A 22,350-nucleotide genomic window follows, 5' to 3' on the forward strand; every position below is an offset into this window, starting at 1 on the left:
AGGGCCATGAACCGTTCACGTTTGCTGCGCAGGCGAGCGGCGCTTTGCGCCGTCGCCGCCTGCCTTGCCGCCGCGGCCCTCGTAGAGCCGGCCGCGGCGCAGCAGGGCGCGCCGGCGGCGCCCGGCGCCGGTGCGAAGCATTCGCCGTACCGGCCGGACCTCCCGCGGCGCGCGAGAACCTACTACATGATGACGAAGGGGATCGACAACCTGAAGGTGCACCGCATCGCATCGGACAACCTGATCCGCTTCAGCTACCGCGTGACCGATCCCGTCGCCGCGAAGCGGCTCGCCGACAAGAGCGCGACGCCCTATCTGTACGGACAGACGAGTCACGCGCTGCTGGAGGTGCCGGTGATGGACAAGGTCGGCCAGCTGCGGCAAAGCGGCGGCATCGAGGCCGGCCGGGAATACTGGATGGTGTTCTCGAACAAGGGCAACGTCGTCAAGGCCGGCGAGCGCGTGAATGTGATCATAGGATCGTTGCATATCGACGGGCTGGTGGTCGAATGACAATACGGCCGCGATTCGCGGCGCTGGGAGAGGAGAAGACTCATGACCCGGTTTCTTTCGATAGTGATTGGGGCGGCCTCGCTGGCCGGTTTGCTCGCGTCGGCCCCCGACGCGATCGCGGCCTCGGCGGCGGGGACCGCCCAGGCCAGGGCCGCATCGGCGGGGCGCATGAGCGCTGCGCAGATCGTCGAGCGCAACGTGGCGGCGCGCGGCGGGCTGCAAGCCTGGCGCACGGTCAATACGTTGACGATGTCGGGGCTGATGGAGGCGGGCGGCACGAAGAACACCGCGCTGCCGTTCGTGATGACGATGAAGCGCCCGCACAAGAGTCGCTTCGAAGTCCGCTTCAACGCGCAGACGGCGTTCCAGGTCTATGACGGCACGCAAGGCTGGAAAGTCCGGCCGTTTCTCGGCCGTAACGAAGTCGAGCCCTATACGCCAGCCGAGGCGAAATCGGCGGCGCAGTCCGCGGAACTGGACGGGCCGCTCGTCGATTACGCGAGCAAGGGCAGCACGGTCCAGCTGCTTGGCTCGGAAACGGTGGAGGGGCATCGCGCGTACGTGCTGAAGGTGACGACGAAAGAGCGGGCGGAGCGTCGCGTGTGGATCGATGCGGCCACGTTTCTCGAACTGAAGATCGACGGCGAGCCGCGCGTGCTCGACGGCAGGACGCACAGCGTCGCCATCTTCTATCGCGATTACAGGAAGGAGAACGGCGTCGTCGTGCCGCATACGCTCGAGACCGTCGTGAGCGGCGCCAAGCAGACGCGCAAGATCACGATCACGCATGTCGCGCTGAACGAGCCGGCCGACGATGCGATGTTCGGCAAGCCGCCGCTCACCATCGCGAAGGCTGCGAGCCATTAGCCGCCAGCCACTGGTCAGGCATCCGAACGGAGGGGGGAGGAGGCCATGAGACGAATCGAATCGTGGGTGTTCGCCGGCTGCGTGACGGCGGCCTTGTGTGCGTGCGAGCAAATGCCGGGGCATGGTTTGACGGCGGAGCAGATCGTCGAGAAGAACGTTGCGGCGCGAGGCGGAATCGATGCATGGCGCAAGATCCGGACGATGGTCTGGTCCGGCCATGTGGACAGCGTGAACGCGCCTGTGCGGGACATGCCGTTCATCCTCGCGATGAAACGGCCGAACAAGACGCGCTTCGAGATCACCGTGTTCGGGCAGAAGGGCGTGCGTGCATTCGATGGCCATGAAGGCTGGAAGCTCGGCGCGAACGCAGGCGGCAGCGCGAGCGTGCGGCCTTACACGATGGACGAGCTGGTGTCCGCGCGCGACGAGCAGGTGATCGACGGGCCGCTGATCGACCATGACGCGAAGGGTGTCGGCGTGGCGCTCGACGGCGTCGACCGGATCGACGGGCGTAATGCGTATCGCCTGGCGGTGAAGCTGTCATCCGGCGCGCTACGCCATGTGTGGATCGACGCGGAGACGTTCCTGGACGCGAAGGTCGACCGCGAGGTGCGCGGGCCGCGCGGCGCGGTGACCGTCGACGTGAGCTACAGCGACTACCGGACCATCGACGGCTTGCGGATCCCGCTCAGGATCGTCACCGGAACCGCGTCGTCGCCGAACAAGGACACGCTGGTCATCGACAAGGTGTCGCTGAACCCGCCGCTCGACGATGCGATCTTCGCCAGGCCGGCCTCGACGGACCGGCGCCGTCCGGTTTCGATCGATGCCGATGTGACGCCGCCGCAGTCGCGCACCAGCCAGCTGACGACACGGCCATGAGCGGCATCCGGGGGCGACTGCGCGCCCTCGCGGCGGCGCGCCAGCCGGCCTTGCGCCGGCGGCTGACGCGGTGGGTGGTGCTGGCGGTGTTGTGCGCAAGCGCGGGCCACGCGATCGGCGACGAGGCCGCGGTGCCCGTCGTGCCGGCGGACGCGGGAGAAGCGATCTTCCAGCGCGGCATCCTCGGTTCGGGCGCACCGCTCGAAGCGGTGCATCAGGACGGCGTGCGCCTGCAAGGCGCGGCCGCCGCCTGCATCAATTGCCACCGGCGCAGCGGGCTGGGCTCGAAGGAGGGCAACGACACGATCCCGCCGATCACGTGGCGCTACCTGGTGCATCCGCGCGCGCAGACCGCCGAGGATCTCGACATCCCGTACGTTCCCGGCATGCGCACCGACCGCGAGCCGTACACGGAAGAACGGCTCGCGCGCGCCGTGCGCGACGGGATCGACCCGGAAGGCAGGCAGTTCGGCAGGCTGATGCCGCAATACGCGCTCGGCGACGCCGACATGGCCGCGCTGACCGGCTATCTGAAGCGTCTCGATCGCCGCAAGCCGTCGGGCGTGACGGACACGGTGCTGCATTTCGCGACGATCGTCACGCCGGACGCGGACCCGGTGAAGCGGGCGGGCATGCTCGACGTCCTGCAGCACTACTTCGCCGACAAGAACGCGTTTCCATTCGGCACGACGCCGCCGCTGCGTTCCACGCGAAAAATGATGTTCATGGTCAATCGCCGCTGGGAACTGCATGTGTGGGAACTGAAGGGGCCGCCGGACACGTGGCGGGCGCAATTGACGCAGTTTCTTGCCCGGCAGCCGGTGCTGGCCGTGGTGTCGGGGCTCGGCGGCAGGAACTGGGCGCCTGTCCACGACTTCTGCGAGGCGGAGGCCGTGCCTTGCCTCTTTCCGAACGTCGAGGTGCCGGTCGAAACCGACCGCGATTTCTACTCCGTGTACTTCTCGCGCGGCGTGCTGCTCGAGTCGGACCTGATCGCGAAGCGCATCCTGGACGAAGCCGGTGCGCGGCCGGCGCCGCAAGCGGTGAAGACGGTCTGGCAGGTCTATCGCGCCGGCGACAACGGCGAGCGCGGCGCACGCGCGCTGGCTGCCGCGCTGAAGGCGCACGGCATCGCCGTGTCGAATCGCGCGCTCGCGTCCGGCGACAGCGTCGCGCGCGCATTGCGCCGGCTGCCGCGCGACGACGTACTCGTGCTGTGGCTGCGGCCGCCGGACCTCGCATCGCTCGCTCACGTGCCGCCCGCGTCGGACACGGTATTCATGTCGGGGCTGCTCGGCGGGCTCGACAATACGCCGCTGCCGACGAGCTGGCGCGGCGTGACGCGCATCGCCTATCCGTTCGACCTGCCCGAAGGGCGGCGCGTGCGCGTCGACTATGCGTTCGGCTGGTTCTCGATCCGGCAGATTCCGATGGTCGCGCCGCAGGTGCAGGCGGACACGTATCTCGCATGCGGCCTGCTCGCCGAGACGCTCAGCCATATGGTCGATGCGTTCGTGCGCGAGTATCTCGTCGAGCGCATCCAGGACATGCTCGAGCGCCGCATCCTGACCGGCTACTACCCGCGCCTGACGCTCGCGCCCGGACAGCGCTTCGCGTCGAAGGGCGGTTATATCGTCCGCTTCGCCGGGCCGGATCGCCTGAAGCTCTCCGCCGACGGGAGCTGGATCGTCCCGTGAGCGGCCGCGCGCGCCGAGATGGAGTAGGGATCAGACCGCGTAAAGAGGGAGTCGCCCCATGTCGATTTTCATCGGTGCTTCGCACAATGAAGACATCGTCCGACGTGCGCATATCGCGTCGGAATGGGGCGACACACGGCATGGGGGGGAAACAGCCATGACAACGTTCCTAGTCGGCCAGCGCGCGCGTCCTCGCTGGAGACATTGCGGCTGGATGGCCGTGCTCGCGACGCTCGCGTTGCTGCAGGTGTCGGCCGCGCGGGCGCTGCCGATCTTCGCGCGCCAGACCGGGCAGAGCTGCGTCGCGTGTCATGCCGGCGGGCAGTTTCCTGAACTCACGCCGTACGGGCGCATGTTCAAGCTGAACGGCTATACGTTGGGCGAGCGCACGATTCCGCTCGCGGCGATGGCCGTCGGCGACCTGAGCAAGACGAGAGCCAACAGCGACGCCAGCGGCAATCCGGTCACGCCGAAGAACGGCCTGCCGATCTTCGACTTCGCGAGCGTGTTCCTCGCCGGGAAGATCACCGACCATCTCGGCGGGTTCGCGCAATTCACCTATGCGAACTACGATCATCAGGATGCCGATGGAAAATGGAAGAGCTGGTGGGCATCGGACAACACCGACTTCCGCTTCGTCGACCGGATCATCTCTCCCGCCAACGATCTGATCCTCGGCCTGACGCTGCACAACAACCCGACCGTGCAGGATGTCTTCAATACCGCGCCGGCCTGGAGCTATCCGTACATCGGCTCGGCGATCAGCCCGGTTGCCGGCGTACCGGTCACGCCGATGATCGAGGGCGGTCTCGCGATGCAGGTCGTCGGCATGGGCGGGTACCTGTACTGGAACAAGATGGTCTATGCGGAACTGACCGCCTACAGCACGGCCGACGGCATCTGGTCGTTCCTGAGCAAGGGCAACCACGCGGGCAACCCGGACCACCCGCAGGTCTATCTGCGCGGCTACAACCCGTATGCGCGCATCGCGCTGACGCGCGAATGGGGCCCGCATAACATCATGGTCGGCGCGTTCGGGATGAGCGTGGACATCTATCCCAACGACCCGAACAGCTTTCCGATCTTCGGCACGGGCGTGACGCGCTTTCGCGACTACGGTTTCGACACGCAGTATCAGTACCTGCTGGAGCCGCACACGATCACCGCACAGGCGCGCTACGTGCGCGAAAACATTCACGATCCGAACAACTTCGTCTTGAGCGACAACACGGCGGCGAACCTGAATTCGTTGCGGCTCAAGGCATCGTATATCTACCAGGCCAAGTATGGCGTCAGCCTGTCGTTCTTCAACACGACGGGCACCGCGGACAGCGCCGCCTATGCGGCAAGCGCGAACTTCCATCCGAATACGCAGGGTTGGACGCCGGAAATATTCTGGATACCCGATCAGCACATTCGCATCGGCCTGCAGTACACGCACTTCACCAAGTTCCTCGGCGCGAAGACCAACTACGACGGCATGGGGCGCAACGCGAGGGACAACGATACGTTGTTTCTCTATCTATGGCTCGCATCGTTCTGACATCCCGTCCGGCGTTTCCCGCACACCGGACCGACCGAAGCACGCGCGGCGAGCGGGTGTTGCGCATCTCGCATCGCGTGGCGATGCGGGCACGTATCGTCGTCGAACGGAATCGATTCGGCAGGCGAAGGAAGTTGCGGCAAGGAGGTGGCTGACATGAACAAGGTGGCCCATATCGTCTCGCTCGCGATGATGCTGGCCGGGGCGGGTTGCCACGACCTGGAGCGGTCGCGCCAGGTCGACAACCCGGCCGTGGCGGGCAAGACCATCGCGTTGCAGGTGTGCTCGAACTGCCATGGCGCGACCGGCGTATCGGTGTCGCCGCAGTTTCCGAAGCTCGCCGGGCAGCGCAAGGAATACCTCGTCGATCAGTTGACCGACTTCAAAAGCCACGCGCGTGCCGATCCGAACGCGAAGCGGTACATGTGGGGCTTCACGCATCTGACCGACAAGCAGATCGACGAGCTCGCCGCCTATTTTTCAGGCCAGGCGGCGGTGCCGGGCGAAGCCGGCGATCGCGCGCTGCTCGACGCGGGCAAGGCGATTTTCGTGGCGGGCCTGCCGGACAAGGGCGTTGCGGCCTGTATCGGGTGCCACGGCCAGCATGGCGAGGGCATGGACCGGTTTCCTCGTCTCGCCGGTCAGCATGCGGACTACGTGGTGAAGCAGCTCAGGATTTTCCGCGAAACCGATACTCGGCCACGCGGCGCGGTCATGAAGTCGGTGTGCGCGAACATGACGGAGCAGGACATGCGCGCCGTCGCGGCCTATGTCGAGGCTTTTCCCGCGGAAGCCGGCGTATCGGTGAAGCCGCCGGAAGCCGGTGCATCGGCGAACCCGCCGGAAGCCGACGTATCGGTGGGCCCGCCGGAAGCCGGTGCATCGGCGAGCCCGGCGGAAACCGGCATATCGACGAACCCGCCGGAGGCCGGTGCACCGACGAACTCGCCGGAAACCGGTACATCGACGAGCCCGCCGTCCGACCACTGAGCATGCGTCGCCGAATCGGAGTCGCATGCGGCACGTGCCGCGCGGCGGGCAGGCGACCGGTGCCGGCAGTGATCATTTAGGTGTCTCGTCTTCCCCGGGACGGGGCGCCTCTTTTTCCAACCCTGCTCGGTTCCAATCCGGTGAATGTCATGAAAGCGATGCAATCCTCTCGCGGCGGTGCGGCGTCGGTCGCCAGGCTGCCGGATCGGCGACAACGCGCGTCCGCTGCGGTGCGTGCGTGCGAGCCGGTCGACGACCGTCCGTTCCTCGCGCGCCTGTCGCTGATCGACTGGCTGTTCGCACTGGCGCTCGTGGTGGGCGCGGGCTATGCGCTCGTGCACTACAACGCGCACATGGATTACTACGACAAGGCGGTGATGATCGGCACCGTGCCGGCGCTCGTCGCGCTCGGCTGGCGCTGGAAGCCCGCGCGGCTGATGATGGCGTCGATCGCCGTGCTGTCGCTGCTGTCGATCCAGGTCTACCAGGGCGATCTCGCGCGCGCCGATGCGGCGTTCTTCCTCAAGTACTTCCTGTCGAGCCAGACGGCGATCCTGTGGATGAGCGCGCTGTTCGTGCTCGCGACGGTCTTCTACTGGATCGGCTTGCTCGCGCGCTCGGAAACGGGCGCCGCGATCGGCCAGAAGCTCACGTGGGCCGCCGTGCTGATGGGCTTCACGGGGCTGATGGTGCGCTGGTACGAGTCCTACCTGATTGGCGCCGACGTCGGGCATATCCCCGTGTCGAACCTCTACGAGGTGTTCGTCCTGTTCAGCCTGATCACCGCGCTGCTCTATCTGTACTACGAAGGCCACTACGGCACGCGCTCGCTCGGCGCGTTCGTGCTGCTGGTCATCAGCGCGGCGGTCGGCTTCCTGATGTGGTACTCGGTCGCGCGCGATGCGCAGCAGATCCAGCCGCTGGTGCCTGCGCTGCAGAGCTGGTGGATGAAGATCCACGTGCCGGCGAACTTCATCGGCTACGGCAGCTTCGCGTTGTCGGCGATGGTGTCGGTCGCGTACCTGATGAAGGAGCGCGGCGTGCTCGCCGATCGCCTGCCGACGCTCGAGGTGCTCGACGACGTGATGTACAAGTCGATCGCGGTCGGTTTCGCGTTCTTCACGATCGCGACGATCCTCGGCGCGATGTGGGCGGCCGAGGCATGGGGCGGCTACTGGAGCTGGGACCCGAAGGAAACCTGGGCGCTGATCGTGTGGCTGAACTACGCGGCGTGGCTGCACATGCGGCTGATGAAGGGCCTGCGCGGCGCGGTTGCCGCCTGGTGGGCACTCACGGGCCTGCTCGTGACGACGTTCGCGTTCCTCGGCGTCAACATGTTCCTGTCCGGGCTGCATAGCTACGGAAGACTTTGACGCGCACGCATGATGTCCTACCGTTTTCTACCCATGTGTTTCGGTGGGCATCCCCCCTTCAAGCAGGTTGCGCGCCGGACAAGAATGTCGTCAGAGGGGCCGCTGCATGCCTGACGTGAGGTGGGGGAGTCGCCATGAGACGCATCTATTTTCTGTTGCCGACGCCGCAATGCGCGCAGTCGATCGTCACCGAACTGCTGTTGCTGCATGTCGAGTGGCGGCATATTCATTTCATCGCGAATCACAGCGTCGTGCACGATGGTTTGCAGGAGGCCACGCTGACGCAACGCAGCGACTTGCTGCCGTCGCTTGCACGCGGCACGGTGGTCGGTTGCGCGACCGGCGCGCTGATGGGGCTGATCGCCCTGGTGTTCCCGCCCGCGGGCTTGCCGATCGCCGGTGGCGCGTTCGTGACGATCACGTTGTCCGGCGCCGGCTTCGGTGCCTGGGCGGCATCGATGATCGGCGTCAACGTGCCGAGTACACGCCTGAGGCGTTTCGAAGAAGGCATCGAGCGCGGCGAACTGCTGATGATCGTCGACGTTCCGAAGGACCGGGTCCACGAGATCGAGCACTTGATCACGCTTCACCATGCGGACGCGCATCTCGAAGGCGAAGATCCGACCGTTCCCGCCTTTCCCTGAACCGTCGGCCGGCCGGGATGGGGCGGCACGTATTGCCGGAAACATCGGCCGGACACATCAACTCGAATCGAGGAGCCGCTTGTAGCGCGCGAGCACGCGCGGGACATACACGCGCGTTTGCGGCGACGACGGAATGCGATAGCCGGCGCGAATCACGGCATTTTCTCCGGCGTTGTAGGCGGCCAGCGTGAGTTCGACGTTGTCCTTGAACATGTCGAGCAGGAAGCGCAGATAGCGCGCGCCGGCCAGCACGTTGTCGCGCGGATTGAACATGTCTCCGTTCGAAAAACGCCGCGCGGTGTCGGGCATCAACTGCATGAGCCCTTGCGCGCCCTTGTATGAGACCGCCTTCGGGTTGTATCCCGATTCGACGTCGATCACCGCGCGCAGCAGTTCGGGGGGAACGCGAAACGCGCGGCTCGCTTCCTCGATCACGTCGGCGAACGAGGACAGCGCGCCGCTGGCCAGCTTCGATGCAGCGTGCTTCATGTCGGATGGGGCCGGCGCGTCGCTCGCGACGATCACCTTCAGGCCGGTCGTGCCGGGGTCGTTGGTGAGGACGATTGCGCCCGTGCTGGTGACCGTGCCGAATATTTGCGCGTTCGCGGCGCACGTCCACGCCGAGCCGAGTGCCACGCATACGGCGGCGATCGCGATTCCCAATCCGGATAAAGGTCGGTGGTGCATCTTCGAGGTCTCCTGCACCTGGATTGTCGGCGATGGGAAATCGGACCGGCAATGGGTCACCTCCCTACACTTCGACGCCGAAACGGCGACCGCGAAAAATGGTGCAAAGTTGTTACCCCCGTAACGCCAGGTAATGGGCAGTAACCAAAGAAGATTAACAATCCTTACTGCGCGCCGTTGATTTCTTCTCGATTCGGCATCGCCGCGGCGGGAATGTTTTGATTCATGCTGAAACGCGAGTGGCATTCCCGCCATCGGTATTCGCACTGACGCGCTGAAAAACATGAAATCGATACGGTTTTGAAACATTTCAGGAGGGCGGCGTGGTTGCGCTGCGAACAGGCGGAATCCGGATCGCCGCCGCCGCAGGTTCGGGGCGCAGTGGCGCGATCCTTGCTTTAGCGACTCGCATGGCTGTCGGTTTCCGCGAACTTCAATCATTAATCCGGGTAGGGAAATCACGCAGCGAGCGTTTCCGGAACTGTGCAGGATGTGCCGATACGGCACGCCGCGCAGGAATGGAGGAACGGGGGATAGTCGTGAATACCAAATGTCGCGTTGTAATTGCAGAGGACCATGACCTGCTGAGAAATGGCCTCCGGTCGATGCTTTGCGCGCAAGGCGATTACGAAGTCGTCGGCGAGGCAAGGGACGGCAAGGAGGCGTGTCATCAGGCGCTGGCGCTGGCTCCCGATCTGATCCTGATGGATCTGTCGATGCGCGGGATGAACGGTATCGATGCGAGCGCAACGATCAAGCGGCGAACGCCGACGGTCCGGATCATCGCGCTCACGGTTCATCAGAGCGAGGAGTATGTGCGGGAGGCGCTGCGGGCGGGGGTCGACGGTTACGTGCTCAAGGACGTTTCGTTTGACGAATTGCTGCTCGCGATGCGCATGGTCATGCAGGGGAAGAAGCATCTGAGCGCGGACGTGTACGGGTACATGGTCGACTCGTTCGTGACCGGCCGTGAAATGCCTGCGCCGAGAAAGGCCTGGGACATCCTCACCGCGCGCGAGCGCAGCGTGCTGAAGCTGATTGCCGAAGGGCGCACCAACCGGCAGGTCGGTCAATACCTGAATCTGAGCCCGAAGACGATCGAGAAGTATCGGGCGAGCATGATGCACAAGCTCCATCTCGCGAACCTGACGGAACTGGTGCTGGTCGCGATGAGCATGGGCCTGCTGACCACGCTCGCGGCGAAGTGCGCGGAGCCGGATGCCGACGACGTGCCGACTCACTCGATCGACGACGTCGGGCCGCGGGAAGACGCCGACGCGCATGCGAGACTGGACGATTATCCGCTCGGCGGCATGCAGGATTGACGGCGGGATTGACGGCGGGATTGACGGCGGGATTGACCGCGATCGCGCGCGTCAGCAGGCCCAGCTCGCCGAGATGAGCGTGCCCGTGGTGGCCGACGACTGAATCGAGAACGTGCCGCCCTGCGACTCGACGCGGTGCTGCATGCCGATCAGGCCGAGCCCGGCCGTGTACGCGTCTTCCGTCGTCAGCGGGCGATGCTCGTAGCCGATGCCGTTGTCGCGAATCGTCAGCAGCAGGCCGCCGGCGTCGTGGCGCAAGCCGAGTACGATCTCGGTGGCTTCCGCATGCTTGACGATGTTGTTGAGCGCCTCCTGCGCGACCCTGAACATGTCCGCCTTCAGATGGTCGGGTATGTCGTCGTCGTCGGCATCGCAATTGAACTCGACCATCAGCGTGTTCACGTCACGCTCGATGCGCCGGCACAGCGATGCAAGGGCCGCCGACAGACCGAGCTTGTCGAGCATCGGCGGCCGCAATTCGCCGCATATTTGGCGTACTTCGCCGATCGTCTCGCGGATCCGGAGCACCGTCGAATCGAGCAGATTCGCCGCCTCGTCGATTTCGCCGCGACGAATGCGCATCAGCGCGTCCTCATTCATCAGCTTGATGAGCGTCAACGCCTGACCGAGCCCATCGTGCAATTCCGCGGCAAGCCGGTAGCGCTCCTTCTGCTGGCCCATCAGCAGATAGGCGTGGCGGGCAGGCGCGCCCGCGTAGCGCGCCGCGGCCGCATCGTGCGGCTCGGGCTCGGGGGCCGGCGGTTCCTCGAACAGCGTCAGCAGCAGGCGCTCGCTGGTTGCCGTGGCGGGAAGCGTCTGCTGGTGCACCATGAACTGCGCGGGATGGCCGGTTCGCCCGCTGAGCATCGTGGTGAACGAATGACTGGGAAGGGCGGCGCCTCTGGACAATTCGTCTGCCAATTCGGCGTGGGCATCGTCGCGCGCCATGTCGAACAGATGCTTGCCGACGAGCTCGGCGCTCGAATAGCCGAACAGCGCCGCGGCGCTGCGATTGGCCGAGACGAAGATTCCGTCGGCCGTGAGAATCGCAAGGGCGGCGCCGCGTGCATCGGTGACGATGCCGGCGTCGCGGTCGCCCGCGCGCACCGCACCGCGAAGCTTGCGCATCGCATCGATCAGATCGAGCAGCCTGATTTGTGGCCTGGTGGGCTGGCGTTCGATCATGGGAGCTCCCGATGCGCAGTTTTCAGGAAATCGTAAGATTGCTGCCATTCTAGGATGCGACCGCCGCGTGTCGCAACAAGGGGAATACGGGGAGAGCGTGGGGATATTCCGGCAGTAGCGGGCGGGTATTCCAGCAAGCGGACATACCCTACCGGCCTTTGGGGGGCGTCATCCCATGACGCTCGCGACCAAATTCAAGACACTGCGCTGACGAGGCACGGAAATCGCCATTGCCTTGTTTATCGTCAGGGGAGGTCGGTATGAAACGGATTGCCAGATCGACGATGGGGGCATTCGTGGTGGCGGGTGTCACGATCGCCGCGACCGCCGCGTGGTGCGCGCCCGTCGCAAGCGTCACCGAGCGCGCGGGCGAGAACGTCAGCGAGCACATCGGCGAACATTCCGCCGCGAGTGCCAATGAAAATGCGATGCCAGCGATGCCGGATGCTGCCATGAGCGCCGACGACAACGCGATGCAGGGCATTGCGACGAGTGCCGGCGAGAACGCGATGCCGGGCACTGCGACGAGTGCCGGCGAGAACGCGATGCAGGGCGCTGCCACGAGTGCCGGCGAGAACGCGATGCCGGACGCTGCCATGAGCGCCGACGACCACGCGACGCCGGGCGCTGCCATGAGCGCCGACGACCACGCGATGCCGGACGCCGTCGGGCACGTCATGGAGCACGACGCGCAGGGCGCTGCCGGGAGCGCGGTCAAACAAGCTGATGAAAGCACAACCGAAAGCGCACCCGGAAAAGCCGCGGAAAGCAGCACCGGGGACGCCGCCGGACCCGCCACGGAAAACACCGCGCCGAACACCGCGCCAAACGCCGCGCCGAACACCGCCGGGACCGCGACCGAAGCGGCCGGCATGCACATGCATCACGTCGTGATGCCGGGCACGGTGCACACGACGGCCCAATACACGCTGCCGTCGGTCGACCTCGTGCGCGACGACGGCAAGACCGTGTCGCTGGTCAAGGAAGTGGACGACGGCAGGCCGGTGATCCTGACGTTCATCTACACCACCTGCACGACCATCTGTCCGATGATCAGCCAGACGCTCGAGCGGCTGCAGGGCGAGCTGGGCGCCGACCGCGACAAGGTGCACATCGTGTCGATCTCGATCGATCCGGAGCAGGACACGCCGGCGCGGCTCAAGGCCTATGCCGCGCATTTCGAAGCCGGGCCCGAATGGCAGCACTACACGGGCACGGTCGAGGCGAGCATCGCGGCGCAGCGCGCGTTCAACGTCTTTCGCGGCGACAAGATGAATCACACGCCGGCGACGTTCATGCGGGCCGCGCCCGGCCAGCCGTGGCTGCGCATCGACGGTTTCGCGACGCCGACCGAACTGCTCGCGGCCTATCGCGACGTGGTCGCTTCCAACTAGGTGCAACGCGTCCGACAGGGAGCGTCGAAATTGGAAAAGAAGCATCGCGTGCTGATCGTCGAGGATCAGCATCTGCTGCGGCTCGGCCTCAGCCACATGGTGTCCGAGCTGGACGACTACTGCATTGTCGGCGAGGCGAGCGGCGGGGGCGAGGCCTGCCGTCTCGCCGCGCAGACGCTGCCCGACCTGATCCTGATGGATCTGTCGATGCCGGGCGGCAGCGGCTTCGAGGCGATCGCCACGATCAAGCGCGATGCGCCGCGTACGCGGATCATCGTCCTCACCGTCCATCGCAGCGAAGACAACGTCAGGGAGGCGTTTGCGTCCGGCGCGGACGGCTACGTGGTCAAGGATTCGTCGTTCGCCGACCTGGTCCGCGAGATGCGCTTCGTGATGCAGGGCAAGTGCGTGATCAGCCTGGACGCGTATCGGGCCCGCGCCGGCCTGCAGGGGCTGCGCGAGGCGAGCGCGCACAAGGCGCGCCTGTGGAGTTCGCTGACGAACCGCGAGCGCACGGTGCTGCGTCTCGTCGTCGAGGGGCACACGAGCCGGCAGGTCGGCGAGTGCCTGCAGCTCAGCCCGAAAACGGTGGAAAAGCATCGTGCGAACCTGATGCGCAAGCTCGGTCTCGTGAACCTGACAGGCCTCGTCCACTTCGCGATCGACATCGGCGTGCTCGCGCTGACCGACGACGACCGTGTGTGAAAACCCTCCATCGCGCCATGGCGCAACTGGGGGGGATCTACCCATGTCGATGGACGGCCCTCCCTACTTCTGACGCGCATCGCCCTGAACAAGAATGCAATCAAAGGCTTCGGCGGTGCCGAAGCGGCGGGCGATACAGGGAGAAAGCCGTGCGCGACGAATTGTCCTCGATCCGGCCCGGCGTGCCGGGGCACCAGCGGCGGGGCGAGGGGCTCGCTCGCCGCATGCGCGCGAGCCGCGGCTTCACGCTGCTCGAGCTGCTCGTCGTGATGGTCATCATCGGGCTGCTGGCGGGGCTCGTTGCGCCACGGTATTTCGAACAGGTCGGCAAGTCGAACGTGAAGATCGCGCGCGCGCAGATCGTGTCGCTCGGCCAGGCCCTCGACCAGTACCGGCTCGACGTCGGGGTCTATCCGACGACCGAGGAAGGACTGGACGCGCTCGTCAACAAGCCGCAGAGCGCGCCGCGCTGGAGCGGCCCGTATCTGCAGAAGGCTGTTCCCGTGGATCCGTGGGACCGCCCGTACCAGTACCGCTCGCCCGGCGAGCACGGCGACTACGACCTGTATTCGCTCGGCAAGGACGGGCGCGGCGGCGGAACAGGCGAGAACGTGACGATCTCGTCGTGGTAGGGAAGCGCGGCCCGGCGGCCGAGCTTGTCGTGAGCAGTCAGCAAGGAGAGTCGACGTGAAGTTCGTGCTGCGTGTCTTCGATACGAATGGCTCGGTCCAGACGCTTCGCCTCGACAGCGATTCGCCGGCAACCGCGGCGGCGCTCGCGCGCTCGCGCGGCCTGCGGGTCGTGTCGGTGAGCACGGACGCGCGGCGGCAGCGGCGCGGCGCGCGCCGGTTCGGAATGCCGGGCGCGCGGTTCGACGTTGCGATGTTCGCGCGCGAGCTCGCGGCGCTGCTCGACGCGGGCGTCGGCGTGGTCGACGCATTGCGCACGCTCGGCGGCAACGTGCGGCGCGAAGCGTCCGCGCAGGTGTATCGCGACCTGCTGCGGCAACTGGAGGAGGGGCAGTCGCTGTCGGCGGCGCTCGAGCACGCGAGCCCGATCTTTCCGCCGGTGCTGGTCGCATGCGTGAAGGCGAGCGAGCAGACCGGCGGCCTCGCCGCGAGCCTCACCCGTTACTCGCGCAATAGCGCGACGCTCCATGAGCTACGCGCGCGCGTGGTGTCGGCGGCGATCTATCCGACGGTGCTGCTGTTCGTCGGCGCGGCCGTCGTGCTGTTTCTGCTCGGCTTCGTCGTGCCGCGGTTCGCGTCGCTCCTCGAACACAGCGGCCGCGAACTGCCGCTGATGTCGCGCCTGCTGATGGCGTGGGGCGGCATGGTGCACGCGCACGGCGCCGGGCTGGCGGCCGCGCTTGCGGTGCTGGCCGTGGCAACCGGCGTTGCGCTGCGCCGGCCGGCGCTGCGGATCTGGATCGCCGATCGCCTGCTGGCGCTGCCCGGCATCGGGCAGCATTTCCGCGTGTTTCGCCAGTCCCAGTTCTATCGCACGACGGCGATGCTGGTCGACGGCGGCATTCCCGCCGTGCGCGCATTCGATCTGGCGCGCGGCCTGGTAGGCCGCGCGGACCAGGCCGCGCTCGCGGGCGCGCTGCAGCAGGTCCGCAATGGCGCGAGGATCTCCGACGCGTTCCAGCAGGCCGGCCTCGCGAACGCGATCGGCTACCGCCTGCTGACGGTCGCCGAAAAAACCGGCGGCCTCGGGCCCGTGCTCGACCGGATCGCCGCGTTCCAGGAAGCGCAGGTGTCGCGCACGATCGATCTGATCTCGCGGCTGATCGAGCCCGCGATGATGATCGTGATCGGCGTGGTGATCGGCGGCATCGTCGTGCTGATGTACCTGCCGATCTTCGAGATCGCGTCGAGCATTCAGTAGGCTGCCCTGGAGACACGCGTGGATACCGTCACCCCCTCACCGGAACCCCTCCCCGACGCGGGCGCCGCGTTGCGCGACGTCCTGCGCGCGCTCGGCAGGCAGCACGGTTCCGGCATTCGCGCGCTCGAGGCGCTGATGGCGCAGACGGCGCTCAGCGCGGACGAGATGCGCACGCAGCTCGCCGCGCAATTCCGGATGAAGCCGATCGGGATGCGCGAGCTGGGCCGCCTCGAGCCGGATTTCGACACGGTGCCGTTCGTCGACGCGGCGGCGCGCATGTGCGTGTGCTTCCGCGATCCCGAGGGCGGCGACGCGCGGTTGTTCGCGATTGCCGATCCGCTCGATGCACGCACGCGCGGCTGGATCGAACACCGGATGCGTGCGCGGCCGGCGGTGCCGTACGGCTGGGCGCTCGCGAGCGCCGGGGATCTCAACGCGTATCTGACCGTGCGCGAGAAGGATATCCGCGCGCTGGACTCGCTCGCGTTCGACGATCCGATCCAGAACGCGCCCGATCCGGCGTCGCTCGCGCTGACGCTGCAGGGCATCAGCAACGACGACAGTCCGGTGGTGCGCCTGCTCAATTCGACGATCTACGATGCGCTCAAGATGCTCGCGAGCGACATCCACCTGGAATGCCGCACGAACGGCCTGATGATCAAGTGCCGTGTCGACGGTGTGCTCACCGTGGTGGGCCGCGTCGAGGGCCGGGAGGTTGCCGACCAGGTCCTGTCCCGCGTGAAGGTGATCTCCGAGCTCGACATCGCGGAGCGTCGCGTTCCGCAGGACGGACGCTTCAAGGCGATGTACGCCGGGCGCGAGATCGATTTCCGCGTGTCGATCATGCCGAACCAGTTCGGCGAGGACGCGGTGTTGCGGATTCTCGACCGCTACCAGCTGTCCCAGGCCGCGGGCGGCCTGACGCTCGAGGCGTTGGGCTTCCAGCCGGGCGACACGCGCTTCATGCGCTCGGTCGCGTCGATGCCGTACGGGATGCTGCTCGTCACGGGGCCGACCGGCAGCGGCAAGACCACGACGCTTTACGCGATCCTCACCGAGATCAACAACGGTCTCGAGAAGATCGTGACGATCGAGGATCCGGTCGAATACCAGCTCGGCGAAATCCTGCAGATTCCGGTCAACGAAGCGAAGGGCCTGACCTTCGCGCGCGGGCTGCGGTCGATCCTGCGGCACGACCCGGACAAGATCATGGTCGGCGAGATCCGCGATCCGGAAACCGCGCAGATCGCCGTGCAGGCCGCGCTGACCGGCCACCAGGTGTTCACGACCGTGCACGCGAACAACGTGTTCGACGTGATCGGCCGCTTCACGAACATGGAGGTCGATCCGTACAGCTTCGTCTCCGCGCTCAACGGCGTGATCGCGCAGCGGCTGCTGCGCCAGTGCTGCCCGGATTGCCTGGCCGAGGACGAGGTGGGCGCGGATGCGCTCGCCCGCTCGGGCATCGACCCGGATACGGCCGGCAGCTACCTGTTTCGGCGCGGCGCGGGGTGCGCGATGTGCCGCGGCAGCGGCTATCGCGGCCGGCGTGCGATCGCGGAGGCGCTGCGCATGAACGACGAGCTGAGGCAACTGCTGTCGGAGCGCGCGCCGCTCGGGCACATCAAGGCGGCGGCGCTGCGCCACGGGATGACGACGTTGCGATCGGCGGCAGTCGAACTGGTGCGGCGCGGCGAGACGACGCTCGAGGAGATCAATCGTGTCACGATGGTTGAATAACCCGCTTGCGATCGGCGTCGGGACACGCGAGATCGTCGTCGGCGTCCGTTCGCCCGCACTGTGGCGACCGCGCAAGCGCGCATTCGCCGCCGATCCGGTCAGCGTCGCGATTCCCGACGCGCAGTTCGGCAGCGAGACGGGCGTGCTCGACGCGCTGCGCGCCGCGCTGGCCGCGGCACCCGGCGGCGCGGCCGATGCCGCCGCCGCGCAGCGGCAGGCGCGTGGCTCAAGGTCGTCGACGGGCGACGCGCACGTCGTGCTCGACGATTTCTGGTGCCACCACGCGATACTGCGCGGCGACTTCCGCGCGTTGCGCATGCGCGAACTCGAAGAAGTCGTGCTCGCCCATTTCTCCGACACGTACGGGATCGACGGTGCATCGCTGGTCGTGCGCTTCTGCGTGCAGCACGGTGGCCGCGCGCTCTTCGCCGCCGCGCTGTCGCGCACGCTGCACGACGGCCTCCATGACGCGGGGGCATCGGCCGGGGTCCGCATCCGCAGCCTGAGATCGGGGCTTCCGGAGACGCTGAATCGCATCGCGGTGAAAGCCGGCGACGATGCGCTGCTGATTGTCGTCGCCGATGCGTTGATGCAGGCGGTCATGATCGAGCGCGGCGGCTGGGCTGCCTACGATGCGCAACGCCTCTTTCCCGGCGAGTCCGGCGACGCGTCGCGGCTGGCCGAACTCGCGGAGCAGTCGTTCGAACGTTCGGCAACGCGGGCCGGGCTGAAGTGCGAGGACTGCCCGGTCTATCTGACCGGGATCGACACGGACTTCGCGCCGTTCGACGCGCGTTTCGCGGGCGCGGTGCGGCTGCCGGTGCCGGCGCTCGACGCCTCGCCCGCGCGCCGGTTGATGGAGTACGCGCCATGATGCCGATGCTCGATATCGACTTTTGCCGGCGCCGTGCCCGCACCGGGACGAGCGGGGTGATCCTGCTGGGTGTCGCCGTGCTGCTGTGGGCCGCGTGCGGCGCCTGGCTGTGGCATGCGTATGTGCAGAACGGCCGCGCGCGGGCGAACGTGGAGGCTGCCGAGCATCGCACGCTCGCGCAGCGGCACGTCGTGAAGCCGCCGCCGACGGCGGCCGCGAAGCTCGCGGAAAAGCAGAGCCAGGCGGTGCTGCGCGAACTGACCGTGCCGTGGCAGACGCTGTTCGCGCTCGTCGAGGACTATCCCGACCATGACGTCGCGCTGATCGGCATCGACCAGAACCCGGCGCAAGGCCAGATTCGCATCACGGCCGAAGCGAAGAATCCGGACGCGATGATCGCGTACCTGAAGTATCTGCAGACGAGCGTCGTGCTGCGCGAAGCGGTGCTCAACGGTCATCTCGTCGAGGACAACGTACCGGGCAAGCCGGTGCGTTTCCAGATCACGGCCGTCTGGAGGACGTCATGAAAACCGGTCGGTTGACGGACCGCCTGGCCACGCTGCGTTTCGAGTTGCGGCGCGCATTCGGTCTGCCGGGACTCGTCGGACTGCTGATGATCGGCGCGGCAGCCGTCGCGGTCGCGGCGATCGCCGGCCTGGAAGCCGATACGCGCGCGATGCAGGCGCCGGCCGGGCTCGTGCGATCGGCGCACGGCCATCGTCCGGTCGCGGCGCGCGGCGCGCAGGCGGACGCGGTGGCGCTCGACACGTTGCCCGAGCTGTTCCCGCGCTTCTCGCACAGCGCGGACGACATCGCGTCGATCTTCGCGCAGGCACGCGACAGCCATCTGACGCTCGGTTCCGCCGAGTACCAGGTGACGACCGAGTCGGGTGCGCGCTTCGCGCGCTATCAGGTGCTGCTGCCGGTCAAGGATCAGTACGGCGCGATCCGGCAATTTCTGGCGTCCGTGCTCAACAACGTGCCGAACGCGGCGCTGCAGGAAATCCACGTCGAGCGCCCCGCGGTGGGCAGCAACATCCTCGATGCGCGCGTGCGCTTCGAGCTCATCTACCGGAGCGCCCAGCCATGATTTCCGCCGTCATGAAGCCCGCGTCGCACCGGCGCATCGCGCTGGCGCTGTGCTGCGTCCTCGTTGCCGGCGCCGGGTATCGCGTGCTGGTCGCGGCGATGCAGCAGCCGGCGCCGGTCCCGGCATTCGGCGGCCTGCATCGCGGCGGCGGGCGTACGCCGCCGGCACGGACCGCCGCGCATGCGGCGGCCGCGCACGCCGCGGTGCCCGCGTCCGCTTCCGCGTCCGTGCCCGCGCCACGACCTGCGTCGGCCGGCGCGGCCGCGGCGACGCCCCAGGAGAAGCTCGCCGCGTTGCGCGCGCCGGTGTCGATCGAAGCGGCGCACGACCCGTTCACCGCGTCGTCATGGCTGCCGCCGCCCGTCGAAGTGCCGACGCTGCCCGAGACGCGCCCGGCGCCGCCGTCGGCGCCGCCGGTTCCGTTCACCTATGTCGGCGAGCAGGACGCCAACGCGGCGAAGCCGCATGTGTTTCTCAGCAACGGCGATCAGTTGCTGATCGTTTCGCCAGGTGACGTGATCGATGGCCAGTATCGCGTCGAGTCGGTTTCGGAGTCGAACGTGGTGCTTACCTATCTGCCGTTGAACCAGGTGCAGGTGGTGTCCATTCCAAGGGAAAAGTAGATGAAAACCTCATGCACACGGGGTGCGCGCCGCGTTGGGGACAGCGGCCCATCGACATCCCTTTCGCCCTTCACGCCGTTCGATTTCCGGCACGCGCCGGCGAGCCGGATCGCGACGAAACGCGCGCTGGCGATCGCCGTGGCGGTGCTCGCGTGCGGCGGCTGCGCGCATGTGCCGAACGTGCACGACGATCCGACCAACGCGCAGGTGAGGATCGACGCGTTGCACGTGCGCGATGCCGAAGTCAACCAGCTGCTCGACAACGCCGACGAGTTCCGCAAGCAGAACCAGTTCGACGATGCGGCCCGGTCCGCCTACATGGCGACCCAGCTCGATCCGTCGAGCGAGCGTGCCCGCAGGATCGGCACGATGATCGAGCAGGACCGCAAGCATCTGGCGATCCTGCAGGAAGCGGACCGCATGATGAAGCGCGGCTCGTACGCGCAGGCGGCCGAGCGCGTGCATCGCGTGCTGGTCGAGGATCCGAGCAATACGATGGCGGAACGGATGCAGTCGGAGCTCGACGACAAGCGCCGGCAGCAGCACGCGGAACGGGACGACAAGCTCGCCGCTTCGTCGATCATGCGCACGCCGGTGTCGCTGCAGTTTCGCGACGCGAACGTGCGGATGGTGTTCGAGGCGTTGTCGCGGACGTCGGGGCTGAACGTGATCTTCGACCGCGACGTGCGTGCCGACCTGAAGACGACGATCTTCGTGCAGAACGCGTCGCTGCAGGACACGGTCGACATGATCCTGTTGCAGAACCAGCTCGACAAGAAGCAGATGAACGCGAACACGCTGTTCATCTACCCGGCGACGCCTGCGAAGGAGCTCGAATACCAAGAGCTCAAGGTGCGCACGTTCCAGCTGTCGAACGTCGACGCGAAACAGGTCCAGTCGCTGCTCAAGAGCCTGTTGAAAGTGAAGGAGGCCGTGATCGACGAGCGCGCGAACACCGTGACGATCCGCGGCACGCCGGACATGATCAAGGTCGCCGACGAGATGATCGCGGCCCAGGATCTGCCGGAGCCGGAGGTGATGCTCGAGGTCGAGGTGCTGGAGGTGTCGCACGAGCGGATGTCGCAGCTCGGCATCAACTGGCCGAACTCGTTCACGGTATCGACGCCGAGCACGGCGAATACCTGGGGCATTCTGCACCATCTGCCGGTCAATGCGCTGAATGTCAGCGGCCTGTCCGCCACCGCGGATTTCAAGCTGACGGACACCGATGCGAACCTGCTCGCGAGCCCGCGCATCCGCACGCGCAACAAGGAGAAGGCGCGCATCATGATCGGCGACAAGGTGCCGGTGATCTCGAGCTCGAGCACGCCGAGCACGAGCGGCCCGTCGTTCACGCAGATGATCCAGTACCTCGATGTCGGCATCAAGCTCGAGGTGGAGCCGCAGGTCTATCGCGACGGCGACGTCGGCATCAAGCTGAATCTCGAGGTCAGCAACATCACCAATACGATCTCGAGCGGCAATTCGCAGGGCCTCAGTTCGCTCGCGTATCAGATCGGCACGCGCAGCGCGTCGACGAGCCTGCGCCTGCGCGATGGCGAAACCCAGATCATGGGCGGGCTGATCTCGGACGAGGACCGTCGCAACGCCAACAAGGTGCCCGGCCTCGGCCAGCTGCCGTTGCTTGGCCGCCTGTTCTCGGATCACGGCGGCGATCACAAGAAGACCGAGATCGTGTTGCAGATCACGCCGCACATCGTTCGGCCGCAGGTCGCGGCGGATGCGGACACGCAGGAAGTGTGGTCGGGCACCGACGTCAACGTGCACGCCGACCAGTTGCGGCTCGATCCGGTGGCGCTGAACGCGGAAGATGCCGCGGCAACGGCCGCAACGGCCGCAACGCCCGCGACGAAGCCGATGCCCGGCAGCGTGGGCGGCGGCACCACGGGCGGCAGGGCACCGTCGCCGCTGGAGGCGGCGGCGAACCGGGCGCAGCCGTCGCCGGAGAGCGGGGCGTTCGGGCAGATGCCTGCCGCGCCTCGCACGACGCCGCCGTCCGAACCGTATGGCGGGCGTTTCTCGAGACCGCAGCCCGCGCTGCCCGCGCCCGCGGCGAGCGTGGCACCCGCGGATGGTGCGGCTCAGGCGGCCGGGCCGACGGGCAACGAAGTAGCGCCGGCCCCGGGCACGACCGTGACGCCGGTGGCGTCGCCGGCCGTGCAGGCTGCCGCACCGGCCGCACCGGCCGCACCGGCCGCACCGGCTGCACCGGCAGCACCAGCGGCGCCGCCTCCGACGCTGCAGATGCCGGCGGGCGATATCCCGAGCGATAACCCGCTTCACCCGATCCAGAACGGGAATTGAACC

At 66.9% G+C, this 22,350-nt stretch carries 22 protein-coding genes; 19 read left to right on the forward strand and 3 right to left on the reverse strand.

Annotated features, from left to right (window positions below; all coding sequences use genetic code 11):
- Nucleotides 1-6: 6 nt before the first annotated feature.
- The 8 genes from AC3WLY_RS09750 (at nt 7) to AC3WLY_RS09785 (ending at nt 8,509) form a co-directional block, all read left to right on the forward strand.
- Nucleotides 7-513 carry a hypothetical protein gene (locus AC3WLY_RS09750; RefSeq protein WP_492308598.1) on the forward strand — a complete coding sequence of 169 codons (507 nt, stop codon included), beginning with the start codon at nt 7-9 and terminating at the stop codon, nt 511-513.
- A gap of 42 nt (nt 514-555) precedes the next feature.
- Complete coding sequence (locus tag AC3WLY_RS09755; protein WP_175962352.1) at nt 556-1,380, forward strand: LolA-like protein; 825 nt, start codon at nt 556-558, stop codon at nt 1,378-1,380.
- 45 nt (nt 1,381-1,425) lie between these two features.
- On the forward strand, nt 1,426-2,262 hold the full coding sequence (locus AC3WLY_RS09760; RefSeq protein ID WP_175962353.1) for a LolA-like protein: 837 nt from the start codon (nt 1,426-1,428) through the stop codon (nt 2,260-2,262).
- Complete coding sequence (locus AC3WLY_RS09765) at nt 2,259-3,959, forward strand: c-type cytochrome (protein ID WP_492308597.1); 1,701 nt, start codon at nt 2,259-2,261, stop codon at nt 3,957-3,959. Before AC3WLY_RS09760 ends, AC3WLY_RS09765 begins: the two co-directional genes overlap by 4 nt.
- A 157-nt stretch (nt 3,960-4,116) precedes the next feature.
- Nucleotides 4,117-5,502, forward strand: a complete 1,386-nt coding sequence (locus AC3WLY_RS09770) for a cytochrome C (protein WP_425130328.1) — start codon at nt 4,117-4,119, stop codon at nt 5,500-5,502.
- A gap of 156 nt (nt 5,503-5,658) precedes the next feature.
- Nucleotides 5,659-6,492: a c-type cytochrome gene (locus AC3WLY_RS09775; RefSeq protein ID WP_175962356.1), complete on the forward strand. Its 834-nt coding sequence runs from the start codon at nt 5,659-5,661 to the stop codon at nt 6,490-6,492.
- A 149-nt stretch (nt 6,493-6,641) separates the two neighbouring features.
- Nucleotides 6,642-7,865, forward strand: a complete 1,224-nt coding sequence (ccsB, locus tag AC3WLY_RS09780) for a c-type cytochrome biogenesis protein CcsB (protein WP_492308596.1) — start codon at nt 6,642-6,644, stop codon at nt 7,863-7,865.
- Between the two features lie 134 nt (nt 7,866-7,999).
- The gene (locus AC3WLY_RS09785) at nt 8,000-8,509 is read left to right on the forward strand and encodes a DUF1269 domain-containing protein (protein ID WP_175962358.1); all 510 of its coding nucleotides are present in this window, start codon (nt 8,000-8,002) and stop codon (nt 8,507-8,509) included.
- 57 nt (nt 8,510-8,566) lie between these two features.
- Here the strand turns inward: AC3WLY_RS09785 and AC3WLY_RS09790 are convergent, their stop codons facing one another.
- Nucleotides 8,567-9,196: a lytic transglycosylase domain-containing protein gene (locus AC3WLY_RS09790; protein WP_310135186.1), complete on the reverse strand. Its 630-nt coding sequence runs from the start codon at nt 9,194-9,196 to the stop codon at nt 8,567-8,569.
- 539 nt (nt 9,197-9,735) lie between these two features.
- Here AC3WLY_RS09790 and AC3WLY_RS09795 point away from each other — a divergent pair.
- Nucleotides 9,736-10,521: a response regulator gene (locus AC3WLY_RS09795; protein ID WP_175962453.1), complete on the forward strand. Its 786-nt coding sequence runs from the start codon at nt 9,736-9,738 to the stop codon at nt 10,519-10,521.
- A 51-nt stretch (nt 10,522-10,572) separates the two neighbouring features.
- On the opposite strand, the gene AC3WLY_RS09800 is transcribed toward AC3WLY_RS09795, so the two are convergent.
- Both AC3WLY_RS09800 and AC3WLY_RS09805 read right to left on the reverse strand, forming a co-directional pair.
- Nucleotides 10,573-11,706, reverse strand: a complete 1,134-nt coding sequence (locus tag AC3WLY_RS09800) for a sensor histidine kinase (protein ID WP_175962452.1) — start codon at nt 11,704-11,706, stop codon at nt 10,573-10,575.
- Nucleotides 11,707-11,854: 148 nt separating this feature from the next.
- Entirely contained in the window at nt 11,855-12,580 is a 726-nt protein-coding gene (locus AC3WLY_RS09805) for a hypothetical protein (RefSeq protein ID WP_492308595.1), read from the reverse strand.
- Here AC3WLY_RS09805 and AC3WLY_RS09810 point away from each other — a divergent pair.
- The 10 genes from AC3WLY_RS09810 to AC3WLY_RS09855 all read left to right on the forward strand — a co-directional run bounded on the left by AC3WLY_RS09810 (nt 12,579) and on the right by AC3WLY_RS09855 (nt 22,347).
- Entirely contained in the window at nt 12,579-13,100 is a 522-nt protein-coding gene (locus AC3WLY_RS09810; protein WP_492308594.1) for an SCO family protein, read from the forward strand. The two genes, AC3WLY_RS09805 and AC3WLY_RS09810, sit on opposite strands and share 2 nt — an antisense overlap.
- A 30-nt stretch (nt 13,101-13,130) precedes the next feature.
- A complete protein-coding gene (locus tag AC3WLY_RS09815; RefSeq protein WP_244137363.1) occupies nt 13,131-13,805 on the forward strand; it encodes a response regulator in 675 nt (224 codons plus the stop codon).
- A gap of 224 nt (nt 13,806-14,029) precedes the next feature.
- Nucleotides 14,030-14,437 (forward strand): type II secretion system major pseudopilin GspG, encoded by a 408-nt coding sequence (gene gspG, locus AC3WLY_RS09820; protein WP_175962455.1) that lies wholly within the window; start codon nt 14,030-14,032, stop codon nt 14,435-14,437.
- 55 nt (nt 14,438-14,492) lie between these two features.
- On the forward strand, nt 14,493-15,695 hold the full coding sequence (locus AC3WLY_RS09825) for a type II secretion system F family protein (protein ID WP_047900254.1): 1,203 nt from the start codon (nt 14,493-14,495) through the stop codon (nt 15,693-15,695).
- A gap of 18 nt (nt 15,696-15,713) precedes the next feature.
- The gene (locus AC3WLY_RS09830) at nt 15,714-17,435 is read left to right on the forward strand and encodes a GspE/PulE family protein (RefSeq protein WP_492308593.1); all 1,722 of its coding nucleotides are present in this window, start codon (nt 15,714-15,716) and stop codon (nt 17,433-17,435) included.
- Nucleotides 17,416-18,309, forward strand: a complete 894-nt coding sequence (locus AC3WLY_RS09835) for a hypothetical protein (protein WP_492308592.1) — start codon at nt 17,416-17,418, stop codon at nt 18,307-18,309. The genes AC3WLY_RS09830 and AC3WLY_RS09835 overlap by 20 nt, the downstream gene beginning before the upstream one ends.
- Nucleotides 18,306-18,836, forward strand: coding sequence for a hypothetical protein (locus tag AC3WLY_RS09840; RefSeq protein WP_310135123.1), 531 nt, complete (start codon nt 18,306-18,308; stop codon nt 18,834-18,836). Before AC3WLY_RS09835 ends, AC3WLY_RS09840 begins: the two co-directional genes overlap by 4 nt.
- A complete protein-coding gene (locus AC3WLY_RS09845) occupies nt 18,833-19,399 on the forward strand; it encodes a hypothetical protein (RefSeq protein WP_492308591.1) in 567 nt (188 codons plus the stop codon). The genes AC3WLY_RS09840 and AC3WLY_RS09845 overlap by 4 nt, the downstream gene beginning before the upstream one ends.
- Nucleotides 19,396-20,022, forward strand: coding sequence for a hypothetical protein (locus AC3WLY_RS09850; protein ID WP_310135120.1), 627 nt, complete (start codon nt 19,396-19,398; stop codon nt 20,020-20,022). The genes AC3WLY_RS09845 and AC3WLY_RS09850 overlap by 4 nt, the downstream gene beginning before the upstream one ends.
- A complete protein-coding gene (locus AC3WLY_RS09855) occupies nt 20,023-22,347 on the forward strand; it encodes a secretin GspD/PilQ domain-containing protein (protein WP_492308590.1) in 2,325 nt (774 codons plus the stop codon).
- Nucleotides 22,348-22,350: the final 3 nt, after the last annotated feature.

This window comes from Burkholderia sp. FW306-1C-G01B (assembly GCF_058781685.1).

Coding starts and splice junctions, on each gene's coding strand:
- AC3WLY_RS09765 (WP_492308597.1), top strand. CDS start 2,259: ATGAGCGGCATCCGGGGGCGACTGCGCGCCCTCGCGGCGGCGCGCCAG.
- AC3WLY_RS09855 (WP_492308590.1), top strand. CDS start 20,023: ATGAAAACCTCATGCACACGGGGTGCGCGCCGCGTTGGGGACAGCGGC.
- AC3WLY_RS09755 (WP_175962352.1), top strand. CDS start 556: ATGACCCGGTTTCTTTCGATAGTGATTGGGGCGGCCTCGCTGGCCGGT.
- AC3WLY_RS09760 (WP_175962353.1), top strand. CDS start 1,426: ATGAGACGAATCGAATCGTGGGTGTTCGCCGGCTGCGTGACGGCGGCC.
- AC3WLY_RS09770 (WP_425130328.1), top strand. CDS start 4,117: ATGACAACGTTCCTAGTCGGCCAGCGCGCGCGTCCTCGCTGGAGACAT.
- ccsB (WP_492308596.1), top strand. CDS start 6,642: ATGAAAGCGATGCAATCCTCTCGCGGCGGTGCGGCGTCGGTCGCCAGG.
- AC3WLY_RS09810 (WP_492308594.1), top strand. CDS start 12,579: ATGCACATGCATCACGTCGTGATGCCGGGCACGGTGCACACGACGGCC.
- AC3WLY_RS09785 (WP_175962358.1), top strand. CDS start 8,000: ATGAGACGCATCTATTTTCTGTTGCCGACGCCGCAATGCGCGCAGTCG.
- AC3WLY_RS09800 (WP_175962452.1), bottom strand. CDS start 11,706: ATGATCGAACGCCAGCCCACCAGGCCACAAATCAGGCTGCTCGATCTG.
- AC3WLY_RS09805 (WP_492308595.1), bottom strand. CDS start 12,580: ATGCCGGCCGCTTCGGTCGCGGTCCCGGCGGTGTTCGGCGCGGCGTTT.
- AC3WLY_RS09845 (WP_492308591.1), top strand. CDS start 18,833: ATGAAAACCGGTCGGTTGACGGACCGCCTGGCCACGCTGCGTTTCGAG.
- AC3WLY_RS09850 (WP_310135120.1), top strand. CDS start 19,396: ATGATTTCCGCCGTCATGAAGCCCGCGTCGCACCGGCGCATCGCGCTG.
- AC3WLY_RS09750 (WP_492308598.1), top strand. CDS start 7: ATGAACCGTTCACGTTTGCTGCGCAGGCGAGCGGCGCTTTGCGCCGTC.
- AC3WLY_RS09775 (WP_175962356.1), top strand. CDS start 5,659: ATGAACAAGGTGGCCCATATCGTCTCGCTCGCGATGATGCTGGCCGGG.
- AC3WLY_RS09840 (WP_310135123.1), top strand. CDS start 18,306: ATGATGCCGATGCTCGATATCGACTTTTGCCGGCGCCGTGCCCGCACC.
- gspG (WP_175962455.1), top strand. CDS start 14,030: ATGCGCGCGAGCCGCGGCTTCACGCTGCTCGAGCTGCTCGTCGTGATG.
- AC3WLY_RS09790 (WP_310135186.1), bottom strand. CDS start 9,196: ATGCACCACCGACCTTTATCCGGATTGGGAATCGCGATCGCCGCCGTA.